Origin of the sequence: Lactobacillus sp. wkB10, assembly GCF_000760615.1 — a bacterium.
GTDB classification, from domain to species: Bacteria; Bacillota; Bacilli; order Lactobacillales; family Lactobacillaceae; genus Lactobacillus; species Lactobacillus huangpiensis.
In genome coordinates, this window is record NZ_JRJB01000001.1 from 1 (window position 1) to 14,574 (window position 14,574).

The following is a 14,574-nucleotide window of genomic DNA, read 5'->3' on the forward strand; positions in this document are numbered from 1 at the left end:
ATGGACCGTAGGATGGCTCGGTAGCTCAGTCGGTAGAGCAAAGGATTGAAGCTCCTTGTGTCGGCGGTTCGATTCCGTCCCGCGCCATCAGCCTGGAGGAGTAGCGAAGTGGCTAAACGCGGCGGTCTGTAAAACCGCTCTCTCTGAGTTCGGCGGTTCGAATCCACCCTCCTCCATAATAGGGATATCGTATAAAGGTAGTACATCGGTCTCCAAAACCGCTAGTGTGGGTTCAATTCCTACTATCCCTGTTTACCTTCATGGCGGAATTGGTGAAGGGGTTAACACACCGGTTTGTGGATCCGGCATACATGGGTTCGAATCCCATATTCCGCCCTAGTATTGGGATATAGCCAAGCGGTAAGGCACTAGACTTTGACTCTATTATGCGCTGGTTCGAATCCAGCTATCCCAATCTATTTATTAATATAATTCGATGGCGGTGTAGCCAAGTGGTAAGGCAGAGGTCTGCAAAACCTTAATCGTCGGTTCAAATCCGATCCCCGCCTTTATCGGTTCGCTCATTGAACTGTTAATTAAAACATATTATTATGGCGGTGTGGCGGAATTGGCAGACGCGCCAGACTCAAAATCTGGTGTCCGTTTAGGACGTATCGGTTCGACCCCGATCACCGCTATTACTGAGCAGCTCTCATACGAGAGCTGCTTTTGTATTGTTAATTTTTTCTATAAAAATTGCACAAGTTATGTGTAATCTTTATAATACCTTTTATGGAGGTATTTAAGATGAATATAGGTATCTTTACCGATTCATATTTTCCACAATTAAGTGGTGTCGCAACATCAATTAAAACCTTAAAAGATGCTCTTGAGGAGCAAGGTCATAATGTTTTTATTTTTACTACTACCGATCCTCATATAAAAAAAGGAACAGTTGAGGCTAACATATTCCGTTTTAGCAGTGTTCCCTTTATTTCGTTTACTGATAGGCGCGTTGCGTTTAGAGGATTTTTTGAAGCTACAAAAGTTGCTCGTGAAGTTAAATTGGATATTGTTCATACCCAAACCGAATTTGCTTTGGGTATGATAGGGAAGTACGTTGCCCACCAATTGAAAATTCCGGTAATTCATACTTACCATACTATGTATGAAGATTACCTGCACTACGTTTTAAATGGACATTTGTTACGACCATATCATGTTAAGCAATTTACTAATGCCTACTTAAAAAATATGGATGGCGTTATTGCTCCCAGTAAGCGCGTAGAAGCACTTTTAAAACGCTATAGGGTAAACATACCTATGAGAGTTATTCCAACTGGAGTGGACATAAATAGCTTAAATAAGCTTGAGACAGTTGACGTTCGCAAAGAGTTAGATATACCAGACGAAGTACCAGTATTGTTAACTTTGAGCAGAGTTGCGGAAGAAAAGAAAATTGACCGCATTCTGAATGCAATGCCAGAAATTCTTGATGAGTTTCCGGAAACACGTCTAGTAATTGCTGGCGATGGACCAGATATGGAAGTTTTGCAAGAACAGGTTGAAAGATTAACATTAGAAGATAGTGTAATATTTACTGGGGATATACCTCACGATGATGTTGGTTCATACTATAAAATGGCTGATTTGTTTGTTTCGGCCAGTGATACGGAAACTCAAGGTCTGACATATATTGAAGCATTAGCTTCAGGTACAAAATGTGTCGTTTATGATACCGATTATACTGAACATGTTTTTGATGATGAAGAGTTTGGCAGAGTCTTTAATAGCCCTGGCGAAATGCTAAATGAAATATTATTCTACTTAAGAAAAGGGAGAAAACAAATCCCGCATGATAAATTAGCTGCAAAAATGGATCAAATCTCTGCTCGAAAATTTGCCAGTTCAGTTTATCAATTTTATCAAGATACAATTTTAAATTATCAAAGAGATCTCAAAGAGGAGACAAATGATTAGAATTAATATGTTTTCACAAGCTGCCTCAGTAAAAGGACAAGGAGTCGGTTCTGCTTATACGGAGCTGCTAAGATTACTTAGAACACACTTGGTCGATAAATTTTATGTCACTAACAACAAGTATGGCAAAAGTGATCTGACACATTATCATACGGTAAATCCAACTTATTTTGCTAACAGCTTTTCACCGGCACGAGGACGCAAAATTGGTTATGTCCACTTTTTGCCGGAAACGCTTGAAGGATCAGTTAAATTGCCTTCATTGGCAAAAAATATTTTTTATAGGTATGTAATTGATTTTTATAAACGGATGGATGAGATCGTAGTTGTTAATCCGATTTTTATTGATAAGTTAGTTAAATATGGTATTAAGCGTGAAAATGTGAAGTATATTCCCAACTTTGTATCGAAGAATGAGTTTTATTCAGAAAGTCAGGAAAAAAAGAATTCATTTAGGCATCAATTAGGTATACCACTTAATAAATTTGTGGTTTTCGGTGATGGTCAAGTACAGGCTCGTAAAGGTGTTGATGATTTTGCCAAATTGGCCGAGGCAAATCCTGAGATGCAATTTATTTGGGCCGGAGGCTTTTCTTTTGGCAAAATAACTGATGGTTATGATCATTTTAAAAAACTGGTCGAAAATCCGCCACAGAATCTTAAATTTACCGGAATCATTGATCGACAGAAATTAGTTGATTACCTCAATATTGCAGATCTATTTGTTTTGCCGTCTTATGATGAGCTGTTTCCAATGTCTGTTTTAGAGGCCTTTAGCTGTGGTACGCCAGTTTTGTTGCGTGATCTCGATTTATATCAGGCAATAATTAGTGGTTACTACCTGAAGGGCAGCAATTTTACTGAAATGAATCAGCAATTACAAGCAGCCGCTCATAATTCTGCAATTTTAAATAAATATAGCAAATTATCTGATGAAGCTAGTGAAAAATATTCTGAAGATAATTTAGCTCATATATGGGATGATTTTTATCACGAACAATATGAAATTGGTCGTGAGCTGGGACAAATTCGCTAATGAATAAAAAACACTTGTGGGGTGTTGCCATAGTTCTTGTAATAAGTGGCATAGTCTTATATGTTGACTTAAAATCAACTCCAATAGCACAATTGGAACAAGCAGCTCGCAATATTAATTTGATTGGTTTAGTTGCTGTTTTTAGTTTAATGCTTCTTTCTTTTGTTTTTGAAGCTAGCATTTTGGCAGTTCTTACCAAGCGCAAAAATGAACCTAAACGTTCAAAATGGTCTTTTTTTAGAATTCCTTTGATTCAAGCGCTTTTTAATGCCATCACTCCTATGTCAACTGGAGGACAGCCTTCACAATTGGCTGCTATGGTTCAAATGGGAATAGAAGGCGGTCGGGCAACATCCTTACTACTAATGAAGTTTATTATTTATCAAATTGTAGTTTTTTTAGCTTACGTCACTACAATTATTACTGGCTTTCATATGGTTGCAACAAAGTTTGCGGGTTTAGCTGTTTTCATTGCAATCGGCTTTTTAATTCATGTTAGCTCTATTGCTTTTTTGCTGGCAATTTTGTTTGCCTATAATTGGACTAAAAATGCTGCCAACTGGATAATGAACTTACTAGCGAAATTTATTAATCAAAAGCGGGTCGATATATGGCGTAAAAACACGCTTGATAAAATTGAAACATTTTATGAAGAAAGCCAAAAGCTAAAAAAAGAAAAAAAGAAATTGATAGTATGTGTAGTACTGACTGTTTTACAACTATTATGTTTTTATTCAATTCCCTACATGACTCTGGTTACATTAAATGTTTCTGCTGATTGGGCAAACGTAACTCAAATGAACATTATGATTATTATGTTCATGGCAATTATACCTATTCCGGGAGCATCAGGTGGGGCAGAATATAGTTTTCAAACTTTATTTTCCACCTTTATTTCATCTAATGGCACCTTAATCGTAGGGATGTTCTTGTGGCGTTTTGTCACGTACTTTTTCGGCATGATCTTAGGAATCTTTGGCTGGATTTTTAAACCGCAAAAATTGCTAAGCCCACCAAATGATTAATTTTTATTAAAATACCTGCGCATAATTGCACTTAAGGGTAAGATATAGGCTTAGTGAGAGGAGAATAGGATGACACGTATTAAGTCTTTTCTACAATGGCTGACTCAAACCAAACTAGGCTTTTTTACTATTGTTTTAGTGACTTTCTGGTTTAAAACATACTTAATTTATCTAACAAAATTTAATCTAGGTGCCGAAGGTGCAATGCAGAATTTTCTGCTATTTTTAAATCCTTTGCCTTCAGGACTACTTTTGCTGGGAATTGGTCTTTTCTTTAAGGGTAGAAAGTCCTATTGGATTATGATTGCAATTGATTTTGTTCTCAGTTTGTGGTTATTTGCCAATATCCTTTATTATCGCGAGTTTTCAAATTTTTTGTCTTTGTCTATAATTAAAACTTCCGGCTCAACTGCTGATAATTTGGGCAAAAGCATTGTAGGAATAACCCGGGTAACAGATTTTTTAGCTTTTATTGACATTGCTCTTATCATTTTTTTAATGGTTGCCAAAGTCGTTAAATATGATTTACGTCCATTAAAGTTAAGATTTAATCTTTTGCTTGAAGGTATTGCAGTTCTTCTCATTGGCGTTAATTTGTTGATAGCTCAAAAAGACCGCTCAGGTTTGCTAACTAGAACTTTTGACAACAGCTATATTGTTAAATATTTGGGTATGAATGAATATGCAGTATATGATGCGTTTAAAACAGCTCAAACAAGCGAACAAATGGCAAAGGCCAACGTATCTGACCTGCAATCTGTTAAAAAGTACTTAAAGGTTAACTACGTTAAACCGAATAGCGCATATACTGGTGTTGCAAAGGGCAAAAATGTGTTGGTTATACATCTTGAGAGTTTTCAGCAGTTTCTAATAGGGTATAAATGGCAGGGCAAGGAAGTCACTCCTAATCTAAATAAACTTTATCATTCTAAAAACACTCTTAGTTTTGCCAATTTTTATAATCAAGTAGGTCAAGGCAAAACTTCGGATGCCGAAATGATGCTGGAAAATTCTCTTTTTGGTTTACAATCAGGTTCAGCAATGTCTAGTTATGGCACTTCAAATACGTTTGAGAGTGCTCCTGCAATATTAAAACAACAGGGTGGATATACTACTGCCGTTATGCATGGTGGAGCCGGTTCTTTTTGGAATCGTAATAATGCCTACAAGCAATTTGGCTATGAGTACTTTATGCCTCTTTCTTATTATCAAAATAAACCTAAGTATTACATTGGTTATGGCTTAAAAGACAAGATTTTCTTCTCGCAATCAATTAAGTATATTGAACGTTTGCCGCAACCTTTTTATCTTAAATTAATTACTGTAACAAATCATTATCCATATGATTTAGATAAGAAAAATCAATCAATTGACAAAACTGACACGGGTGATGAAACGGTCGATGGTTACGTCCAAACGGCTCATTATTTAGATCAGGCCGTAGGACAATTAATGCGTTGGTTGAAAAAGACTGGTTTAGATAAAAATACATTACTTGTTTTTTATGGTGATCATTATGGTATTTCTGGCAACCACCATAAGGCAAGTGCAGAGCTTCTTGATCAGGATGAATTTACTAATTTTGATAACTTGAAATTTCAGCGTGTTCCCTTAATGTTTCATATGAATGGGTTAAAAGGCGGCATTAAAAAAACTTATGGTGGGGAAATTGACGTGTTGCCAACATTGTTAAATTTGCTTGGAATTAGTAACAAGGGCACTATACAATTTGGTCATGATTTATTAAGTAAAAAGGCACCACAAATTGTTGCACAGCGTAATGGTGACTTTATAACACCGCTATATGCAAAAGTAGGCAGTACGTATTATGATACTAAAACTGGTGAGGAAATAATTCAGCCAGACAAAAAATTAAAGACTGAGTTAGTAGCAATTTCAAACAAGGTAACAACACAGCTTTCATTGTCTGATCGTGTTATAGCAGGTAATCTTTTACGTTTTTATCATCCAAAATGGTTTAAAAAGGTTAAACCGCAAGATTATGATTATAATGAGCAAAAATCATTAAAAAAATTGTATGTAAAAAATAAAACTTCTTTATGGTATAAAAATCACCAAAAAACAACGCAAAATAAATTTAAGACCGATGCACCTGAACTCGAAAAATAATACTCGAAATTAAATCTATTTTGTGCTAAAATTACCCAGTAACGTATCTGTATATTGGAGGCAGCGCATTGTACAATTTATTTATGACGCTACTAATTATTGTTTCAATCTTAATCGTTATTGCGACAATGATGCAGCCGCAAAAGCAGCAAGATGCATTGAATGCACTCTCTGGCGGTGCAGTTTTTAGTGGTCAAACGAAGAAACGTGGTTTTGAAGCATTTATGGAAAAAGTAACATCTGTTTTGCTGGTGCTCTTTTTCGCTTTTGCTATTGTATTAGCTTATTTGTCTTCAAAATAACTAATGGTTCCTCCCGATCAAGTGATGGGAGGACTTTTTTTATCTTTTTACTAAGGAAATGGAGTTAAGTGCATGGCACAAAACGAGAATATCTTAGCCAATGTTTTAGAGATTTTTCGTCACAATCCTAAAAAACAATATCAAGTTGAACAAATTGACCGTATGTTGCGCCGAGACAGACTCGGCAGTTTTTCAGATATGGTCAAAGCATTATCGTATTTGGAACAGGAAAAGAAAATAATTACTGATGGCAATGGCCGTTACCAATTAGCTGAAGAAAACACCGAAGTGGAAGGTGTTTTTAAGGCTAACAGCAAGGGTTTCGGCTTCGTCAAACTCGAAGACGAAGATGCTGATGATATTTTTATTGCTCGCGATTATACAGCATTTGCCGTGGATGGTGATCGTGTTAAGGTCAAAATAACTGCTGGTGGTAATCCATGGAATGGCAAGGGACCTGAAGGACAAATAGAAGAAATTCTCGAACGTGGCACAAAAACAATTGTTGGTGAATTTCACTCAATGACTGACGCGCAAATAAGAAGCAGTCATTTTATTGGTTACGTTCTCAGCTCAAATAAAAAGTTGGCGAACTATCGTGTTTATATTAGTCAGGACAGTTTGCGTCCACAAAAACAAGATATTGTAAAAGTATCGATTGCTAGTTATCCTGACAAAGATAATCCAGATTCAATGACAGGTGTTGTTACCAATATTATTGGTAACAAAAATTTACCAGGTGTCGATATTATGGCCATTGTTTCTGAGCATGATGTTCGTACAGAATGGTCTGAAGATGCTCTTGAGCAGTCTAATGCCATTCCTGATCACGTGACTGAGGAAGAAATGGCGGATCGAGAGGACATTAGGAACCAGCCCGCAGTTACCATTGACGGGGATGATTCTAAAGACTTCGATGATGCCGTGGTTTTATGGAAACTTCCCAACGGTAACTATCATTTAGGGGTTCATATTGCTGATGTAGCGCATTATGTGACGGAAAATTCTCCTTTGGACAAAGAAGCTTTTACTAGGGGTAATAGTACATATCTTGTTGACCGTGTTATTCCAATGTTGCCTTTTAGATTATCTAATGGCATCTGTTCTTTAAATGAGGGGCAAGATCGTCTTGTTTTGTCTTGCGAAATGGAAATTTCTCCAGAAGGAAAAAGAGTTAATTATCGTATTCATCCTTCTGTTATGAGATCTCACGGCAGAATGACTTATAACAATGTCAATAAGGTTCTGGATCCAAATAGTCATGAAGAGCTTGAAGACAAATACGTTAAGTTGGCACCAATGCTGCAAGATATGGCCGAACTGCATAATGCGTTATATCAGCAAAGGCATCAGCGTGGTGCAATAGATTTTGAAGAACCAGAAGCAAAAATTATTGTTGATGATCAGGGTAAACCCACTGATATCGTGTTGCACGATCGTGGAATAGCTGAAAAAATGATTGAATCGTTCATGTTGATAGCAAACGAAACTGTAGCGGAAGACTTTTATCGCAAACACGTTCCATTTCTGTATCGTGTACATGAAATTCCAGATGGTGAGCGTATCAAAGGCTTCTTTGAATTTTGCAGTGCTTTTGGATTGCATATTACTGCTGATCCCAATCACGTTAAGCCGATTGATTTGCAAAAAGTCGTGGCCAAAACAACAGATACACCTGAAGAAGCAGTAGTTCAAATGATGATGCTTCGTAGCTTAAAACAGGCACATTATTCAGAAGAGCCACTAGGGCACTTTGGTCTTGCCGCTAAATACTACACTCATTTTACTTCACCAATTAGACGGTATTCTGATTTAATGGTGCATAGAATGATTCACGCATATAGTGAAAAGGGTATTAACCAAAAAGTACAGGATCATTTTGCCAGCTATTTACCTGAAGTTGCAGATCAGACTTCAACTCAGGAACGTGTATCTGTTGATACTGAAAGAGAAGTAAATGACTTAAAGATGACAGAATATATGGCGGATAAAGTTGGAGAACACTTTGATGCTGTTGTTTCTTCTGTGACTAGTTTTGGAATGTTTATCCAGTTGCCCAATACAGTTGAAGGCTTAATTCATATTTCAAATTTGACGGATGATTTCTACAGTTATAATGAAAAAAGCATGACACTGACCGGAAGAGGTACTCATAAACAATATCATGTCGGGATGCCTCTTAAAGTAACCCTTACGAATGCCAATGTTGAACAACATCAGCTTGATTTTGAAATTTATGATCCCAATGCTCCTAAGAAGTCTCATAACAATCGTGGGGCTAAAAACGAAAGACATGGTAATCGGGGCTTTCGCAACGATCACGCACATAAGGGTCACTACCGCAACAATTTTCAAAAAAATGGTAATCATCCACATTTAAGTAGATACAAACATTAGGTTAGAAAATTGAAAAAAGAAAAAAATGAAAATTTAATTGCTCAAAATAAAAAGGCACACCATGATTATTTCATTAAAGAAACATATGAAGCAGGTATTGCTTTGACAGGCACAGAAATTAAATCAGTCCGAGCTCGGCGCATCAATTTACGGGATGGCTATGTACAAATTATTAACGGTTCCGCTTTTCTTGAAAATGTTCATATCAGTGAGTATAAGCAGGGCAACCGCTATAACCATGAACCGCTTCGCTCAAGAAGGTTGCTTTTACATAAAAAAGAATTGGCAAGACTTGCTAAGGACCAATCTGCACGCGGGATTGCGATTATTCCCTTAAAAGTTTATCTTAAACATGGTTTTGCTAAAGTTCTTATTGGTGTAGGTCAAGGAAAGAAAAAATATGACAAGCGAGAGACGATTAAGAAGCGAGACCAAGAAAGAGAAATACGCAGACAATATAAGATATAAATAGACGGTTTAATTTGTTTTTATAATTAAACTGTTTTTTAGTTTTGTACTTGTTTAAAAATTAACAAATTATAAATATCTATTTTAAAAGATTCCGTATATAATTTACTAATCCTGATTTAATAGTAGGACTTTAAAAGATGGCTTTGTGAATTATGCACAAAATTGTAAATAAATTAATCTTTTTTTATAAAAATTTTTTGTTATCTTTGCCAAATACCTTTGCAATATTGCGTATAATTTATTAATATTATTAATGTGTATATGACTGATTTTATTAGATAGTAATGCTTTAAGTTGTAACTTTAATAGAAGTGTAAACAAGTGAGTATTGAAAAATAGAATATTTTTGATTATTTCTACCTGTATTTGAAATTCTAGAAAAATTTGTTTTTAAAATGTAGGGTGTTTCATTATGCTCTCTAAATATGTAAGGATTTGAATCGGAATGGAATTTAATAAAGTTTATAACCATGAACGAGTAACTCGCAAGTTTACTAGTAGAAAAGTTAACGAAAAACTACTTGCTAAGATCGTTCAAAAGGCTCAGTTATCACCATCATTACTTAACTCACAACCTTGGAAAGTTTATATGTTAACTGGTGATGCGCTTGATGGTCTAAAAAAAGAAGTGAAAACTCAAATTGATAACAATGTTGAGCCTCACGAAGATTTTGTCAAAATGTTGTCACTCAATTGGGATTCATATCCTAGTCAAAATATGGCTGCTGTTGGGGCTTCCCAGCCTTATTTTTTTAATAACAAAATGGAACTATTCTCGGAATCAAATAATGATATGTTCAACGCTCAGGATATCGCGTTTCTTACGATTCCTAGAACATCTCCAGCTTGGTCGGTTTATGATTTAGGGATTTTTTCACAAAGTATTATGTTACTTGCGCTGAATGAAGGATTATCAATTATGCCTGCGCACTCAATGGTATCTTATCCTGAGCTGGTACGTAAGTATTGTAAAATTCCGGAAGATGAACTTGTGGGTATGGCAATTGCGCTAGGGTACCAGGATAATGCGGCAGAAGTTAATAATCCCAGATTTTATCCTGATCGTTTACCGTTTAAAAAAATTTATAAATTAATTAAATAGACAAGTAATTTAATTAAAATAAAGCGCTATTAATGATAAAATGTTAAATGAGGAAATTTAATTTAAACGATAAACTAATAAAGGTGATATAAATTTTGAGTACGGCCCAAATAGTTACTAATTTAATAGCAACTTTAGTTATTTTTGTTTTTGCATCTTTCTTTGTGGCTGCAGAATTTGCTTTGGTTCAAACTAGGCCAAGCCAGCTTGAAGATATGCTGTCTAATAAAATTGGCAACCATCGCAAAGTTAAGCGCGCTCTGCATATGACTCATAATTTAAATGAGTACCTTTCCACGACACAGGTCGGGACAACCTTAGTAGGTGTAGTCTTGGGTTGGTTTTCAGCTGATACTTTAGCTGCAATATTTGAAAGAATGTTTAATTTAGTTGATCTAAATCATTCTGTCGTTCGCTCTATTAGCGCAATATTAGGCGTTATTCTTTTAACTTATTTAGAAGTTGTGGTTACAGAAATTGTGCCCAAAAATATTGCAATTGACATGCCCGTAAAGATTTTGCTAAAAATTGTGACACCTTTACAGTTATTTCATACTTTGGTTTACCCTTTCGTTTGGTTACTTAATGCTAGTTCAAATGGTTTGCTGAAAATGTTAGGCTTTGAGCCGGCTGATGAGGAAAATCAGGTTTATTCTCAATCGGAAATCATCAAATTATCACGTAAAGCTGTTCATGGGGGTTCACTTGATAAAAATGATCTGACCTATATGAAACGTGCTTTTGAACTGAATGACAAAATAGCTAAAGACATTATGACTGATAGAACACGGCTAGTAGTTATTAATTCAACTGAAACAATTAAGCAAGCTCTTAAAATGTATTTAGATGAAGGTTCAAGCCGAATTCCAGTTGTGCGCGATAACAATAAAGATGATGTTGTTGGCTATATCTATGCTTTTGATGTTATTCAGCAAAGTCAGATTGATGATAATGTACCAGTTACGCGTATTATTAGAACGATGATTACTGTGCCTGAATCGATGCCAATTCAAGATATTCTTCAATTAATGATTAAAAAGCACACCCCAATTGTCCTTGTTGTGGATGAATATGGTGGTACCAGCGGAATAGTTACAGATAAGGATATTTACGAAGAATTATTTGGTACTGTCAAAGATGAAATTGATGATGTTTCTGATGATTATATAATTAAAGACGAGCAAGGAAATATTCATGTATCCGGCAAAACCACTTTATATGATTTTGCCCGTTACTTTAAAAAGGATTTAAAAAGCTTCCAGGATAGTGACATTATTACTATTGGTGGCTACATGATGGAACACTATCCAGATTTGAAAAAAGGTGAAAAAGTTGAGTTAGAAGGATTTGAATTCAAACTTGACGATATAGAGCAGGGATTTATGCGCTGGTTTATTGTTAAAGCTGTTGACCAAGAAAAAGAAGCACCTAAAGCAGAGTAGACAGTAAAAAGAAGTTGTCAGTTAGACAACTCCTTTTTATTTATTATTAACTAATTTAATAATTTCAGGTTTTAATACACCAATATATTTTAAATTACGGTAAAAATTCATAAAATCAAGTCCGTAGCCAACTACAAACTCATTTCCTACTTTTGAACCATAGTACTCAATATCAACGTCTACTTTGCGATTTGCCTCTTTGTTAAGTAAAACGCAACATTTAACGCTTTTAGCACCACGTTTTTTAAGCAATTCTTTCATAAAATCCAGAGTCAACCCAGTATCAACGATATCTTCAACAATTAACACATCACGATCTTTAACATCTGTTGCTAAATCAGAAACAAGCTTAACTTTGCCGGAAGACTCCATTTCGTTACCATAACTGGAAACGTCAAGGAAATCAATTTCTGCTTTAACATCCATTTCTCTTACTAAATCGGTTAAAAAGAAGATGGCACCTTTAAGTGCTCCAACAATTAAAGGCTTTTTACCAGCATAATCTGTAGTAAGCTGCTTTCCTAGCTTGACACACATCTGATGAATGTCATCTTCACTAAACAATTTATGATCAATAATATTATTAATATTGTCGTTTTTTGGCATTTATCTACCCTTCATTTAAAACAATTAAAATTTCTAATATTTTCGATTATATCATTTTTTGGCTAGAAAAACAGATTATTTTGAAGCAATTTAAGTATTTATGGACTAAATTACGTACAAAAAGCATATATATTAGTAAAAGCAGTAGGATTATTTATCATCTTATTTATTTTTTAAAAGCCTGTAACTCATGTTTTTGGTAGAATTAATAGATAAGATATTTTAAGTGGAAGGTAAAAAAATGGATAAACAACAAGAAATTAAAATGCTCAAAGCTTTTTCCGATGCTAATTCTACTTCAGGTTTTGAAGAAGAATTTGTTAAATTGTTTACTGAAACAGTGCATGATTTTGCTAATGTCAAAGTTGATGGCATGCTCAACGTATATGCAGCTAAGAAAGAAAATAAAAAAGACCAACCGGTAATTCAATTAGATGCTCATTCCGACTCTGTTGGTTTTATTACGCAGGCTGTTCGGCCTAATGGAATGATTAAATTCGTACCATTGGGTGGCTGGGTCAAATACAATATCCCTGCTTTACGCGTCAAAATAAAGAATCGTGCAGGTGAGTATGTGCCCGGAGTAGTTGCAACTAAACCCCCGCACTTTATGACTGCAGCTGAAAAAAATAATGTACCCGATGTAGCAGATATGTCTATTGATGTTGGCTCCAGTTCTCGAGCTGAAACTATAAATGATTATCAAATTGATACTGGTTGTCCAATTTTTGTTGATGTCAAATGTGAATACAATGAAAAAAGTGGTCTATTCTTCGGTAAGGACTTTGATGACCGTTTTGGCGCAGCTGCTATGGCAGATGTCCTGGACAATTTAAAGGACGAAGAATGCGATTTTAACGTTGTTGCTGCACTTTCAAGTCAGGAAGAAGTGGGTTTGCGAGGTGCATATGTCACAGCTAGAGCGGTAAAGCCGGATTTAGCTATAGTCTTGGAATCTTGTCCTGCTGACGATACTTTTACTCCAGAATGGTTATCACAAACAGGGTTAAAAAGAGGACCAATGTTGCGTGACATGGATACATCCTTTTTACCTAATCCTAAATTTCAGCAATATGCCTGTGATTTAGCGGATAAAAATAATATTTCCTATACTCGGTCGGTTCGTACTGGTGGTGGACAAGATGGAGCTGCAATTTATTATGAAAACGGAGCACCAACTATTGTAATTGGCATTCCAGTGCGCTATGAACATTCGCCATATTGTTTTAGTGCTTATTCCGATTTTAAAGCTTCTGTAGATCTGACGCTGGCTATTATTCGTGATCTTACAAAAGAGAAATTAGCAAGTTTTAGTCAGTTTTAAAAATACTTGTTCTTTTGAATAGAGCAGAAAAACTAGTTAAAATGTGATATACTAGTAAAAAATGAATATCAGTCACTAGGGGTGCCAAATAGCTGAGAAATACCCTCTGAACCTGAACGGGATAATACCTGCGTTAGGGAAGTGTTAAATTTAGTTACTAAAGATACTCCTAATGACATATAAAGTTAGGAGTATTTTTATGTTTACAAGGTCCTCGAAATGGAATGTGAAGTCAATTATTTTAATTGCACTGATTGGTATCATTATGGGTGTTATTTATACCTATGGTTTTAACTGGGCTTTTAATTTAGTTAAGATGCTCTTGGTACCGACAGGTTTTGCGCCAGTAACAGACACTGTGTTTTCTGGTTTATGGCTTATGGCGGGACCACTGGCAATGTATTTTGTTCCTACGCCCGGCTCTGGAACAATAGGTGAATTGCTGGCATCAATTGTTGAAATGGCGATTGGTGGGCAGTGGGGAGCTACTACTATTCTTTCAGGTGTCATTCAAGGTGCAACTAATGAAATTGGTTTTTTTCCTAAAAAAGAGCGTTACCAAAAGTTTACCTGGAAAAGCGTATTAACCGGTGCATTCTTTGCATCATTTGGCTGTTTCATTCCATCATATATTTTATATGGTTGGAGTAAATTCAGTATGCAGGTTCAAATTGTGATGTTTATTACTAATATCATTTCTTCGCTAGTTTTCGATGGCGTTTTAGTTAAACTGATCACAAATTTATTCGATAATGCGTTAAAGCCAAAAGTTGATTAAATACGCAAAAAGGAGTAATGCCAGTAATGCATTTACTCCTT

12 protein-coding genes, 7 tRNA genes and 1 riboswitch are annotated in these 14,574 nt (G+C 35.6%); of the genes, 18 read left to right on the forward strand and 1 reads right to left on the reverse strand.

Annotation, left to right across the window (positions count from 1 at the left end; translation table 11 throughout):
• Positions 1-14: 14 nt before the first annotated feature.
• The 16 genes from LACWKB10_RS00005 to LACWKB10_RS00080 all read left to right on the forward strand — a co-directional run bounded on the left by LACWKB10_RS00005 (position 15) and on the right by LACWKB10_RS00080 (position 11,825).
• Positions 15-87: transfer RNA gene (locus LACWKB10_RS00005), tRNA-Phe, on the forward strand.
• A gap of 7 nt (positions 88-94) precedes the next feature.
• Positions 95-176 (forward strand) — tRNA-Tyr (locus LACWKB10_RS00010).
• Between the two features lie 4 nt (positions 177-180).
• Positions 181-251, forward strand: a tRNA-Trp gene (locus LACWKB10_RS00015).
• 12 nt (positions 252-263) lie between these two features.
• Positions 264-336: transfer RNA gene (locus LACWKB10_RS00020), tRNA-His, on the forward strand.
• Positions 337-343: 7 nt separating this feature from the next.
• Positions 344-415 (forward strand) — tRNA-Gln (locus LACWKB10_RS00025).
• Between the two features lie 23 nt (positions 416-438).
• Positions 439-509, forward strand: a tRNA-Cys gene (locus LACWKB10_RS00030).
• A gap of 44 nt (positions 510-553) precedes the next feature.
• A tRNA-Leu gene (locus LACWKB10_RS00035) sits at positions 554-638 on the forward strand.
• A gap of 109 nt (positions 639-747) precedes the next feature.
• Complete coding sequence (locus tag LACWKB10_RS00040; protein WP_034977063.1) at positions 748-1,920, forward strand: glycosyltransferase family 4 protein; 1,173 nt, start codon at positions 748-750, stop codon at positions 1,918-1,920.
• A complete protein-coding gene (locus LACWKB10_RS00045) occupies positions 1,913-2,956 on the forward strand; it encodes a glycosyltransferase family 4 protein (RefSeq protein WP_034977066.1) in 1,044 nt (347 codons plus the stop codon). Before LACWKB10_RS00040 ends, LACWKB10_RS00045 begins: the two co-directional genes overlap by 8 nt.
• On the forward strand, positions 2,956-3,981 hold the full coding sequence (locus LACWKB10_RS00050; RefSeq protein WP_034977069.1) for a lysylphosphatidylglycerol synthase transmembrane domain-containing protein: 1,026 nt from the start codon (positions 2,956-2,958) through the stop codon (positions 3,979-3,981). Before LACWKB10_RS00045 ends, LACWKB10_RS00050 begins: the two co-directional genes overlap by 1 nt.
• Before the next feature lie 69 nt (positions 3,982-4,050).
• Positions 4,051-6,111, forward strand: coding sequence for an LTA synthase family protein (locus LACWKB10_RS00055; RefSeq protein ID WP_034977072.1), 2,061 nt, complete (start codon positions 4,051-4,053; stop codon positions 6,109-6,111).
• Between the two features lie 68 nt (positions 6,112-6,179).
• Entirely contained in the window at positions 6,180-6,413 is a 234-nt protein-coding gene (gene secG, locus LACWKB10_RS00060; RefSeq protein ID WP_034977075.1) for a preprotein translocase subunit SecG, read from the forward strand.
• A 72-nt stretch (positions 6,414-6,485) separates the two neighbouring features.
• The gene (rnr, locus tag LACWKB10_RS00065; RefSeq protein ID WP_052060221.1) at positions 6,486-8,810 is read left to right on the forward strand and encodes a ribonuclease R; all 2,325 of its coding nucleotides are present in this window, start codon (positions 6,486-6,488) and stop codon (positions 8,808-8,810) included.
• A 9-nt stretch (positions 8,811-8,819) separates the two neighbouring features.
• On the forward strand, positions 8,820-9,278 hold the full coding sequence (smpB, locus tag LACWKB10_RS00070) for an SsrA-binding protein SmpB (RefSeq protein ID WP_034977078.1): 459 nt from the start codon (positions 8,820-8,822) through the stop codon (positions 9,276-9,278).
• A 448-nt stretch (positions 9,279-9,726) separates the two neighbouring features.
• Complete coding sequence (locus LACWKB10_RS00075) at positions 9,727-10,383, forward strand: nitroreductase (protein ID WP_034977081.1); 657 nt, start codon at positions 9,727-9,729, stop codon at positions 10,381-10,383.
• A 95-nt stretch (positions 10,384-10,478) separates the two neighbouring features.
• Positions 10,479-11,825 carry a hemolysin family protein gene (locus LACWKB10_RS00080; protein WP_034977083.1) on the forward strand — a complete coding sequence of 449 codons (1,347 nt, stop codon included), beginning with the start codon at positions 10,479-10,481 and terminating at the stop codon, positions 11,823-11,825.
• Positions 11,826-11,861: 36 nt separating this feature from the next.
• Here LACWKB10_RS00080 and hpt read toward each other — a convergent pair whose 3' ends face one another.
• Entirely contained in the window at positions 11,862-12,431 is a 570-nt protein-coding gene (hpt, locus tag LACWKB10_RS00085; RefSeq protein ID WP_034977086.1) for a hypoxanthine phosphoribosyltransferase, read from the reverse strand.
• Positions 12,432-12,672: 241 nt separating this feature from the next.
• Between hpt and LACWKB10_RS00090 the strand changes: the two genes are divergently transcribed.
• Together LACWKB10_RS00090 and LACWKB10_RS00095 are read left to right on the forward strand one after the other, a co-directional pair.
• Entirely contained in the window at positions 12,673-13,755 is a 1,083-nt protein-coding gene (locus tag LACWKB10_RS00090; protein WP_034977089.1) for a M42 family metallopeptidase, read from the forward strand.
• 67 nt (positions 13,756-13,822) lie between these two features.
• Positions 13,823-13,912: riboswitch (TPP riboswitch) on the forward strand.
• Between the two features lie 42 nt (positions 13,913-13,954).
• Positions 13,955-14,533 (forward strand): ECF transporter S component, encoded by a 579-nt coding sequence (locus LACWKB10_RS00095; protein ID WP_034977091.1) that lies wholly within the window; start codon positions 13,955-13,957, stop codon positions 14,531-14,533.
• Positions 14,534-14,574: the final 41 nt, after the last annotated feature.

Excerpts from the sequence above, each read along its gene's own strand:
- LACWKB10_RS00040 (WP_034977063.1), top strand. The coding sequence starts at position 748 with ATGAATATAGGTATCTTTACCGATTCATATTTTCCACAATTAAGTGGT.
- LACWKB10_RS00045 (WP_034977066.1), top strand. The coding sequence starts at position 1,913 with ATGATTAGAATTAATATGTTTTCACAAGCTGCCTCAGTAAAAGGACAA.
- LACWKB10_RS00050 (WP_034977069.1), top strand. The coding sequence starts at position 2,956 with ATGAATAAAAAACACTTGTGGGGTGTTGCCATAGTTCTTGTAATAAGT.
- LACWKB10_RS00055 (WP_034977072.1), top strand. The coding sequence starts at position 4,051 with ATGACACGTATTAAGTCTTTTCTACAATGGCTGACTCAAACCAAACTA.
- rnr (WP_052060221.1), top strand. The coding sequence starts at position 6,486 with ATGGCACAAAACGAGAATATCTTAGCCAATGTTTTAGAGATTTTTCGT.
- LACWKB10_RS00075 (WP_034977081.1), top strand. The coding sequence starts at position 9,727 with ATGGAATTTAATAAAGTTTATAACCATGAACGAGTAACTCGCAAGTTT.
- hpt (WP_034977086.1), bottom strand. The coding sequence starts at position 12,431 with ATGCCAAAAAACGACAATATTAATAATATTATTGATCATAAATTGTTT.
- LACWKB10_RS00090 (WP_034977089.1), top strand. The coding sequence starts at position 12,673 with ATGGATAAACAACAAGAAATTAAAATGCTCAAAGCTTTTTCCGATGCT.
- LACWKB10_RS00095 (WP_034977091.1), top strand. The coding sequence starts at position 13,955 with ATGTTTACAAGGTCCTCGAAATGGAATGTGAAGTCAATTATTTTAATT.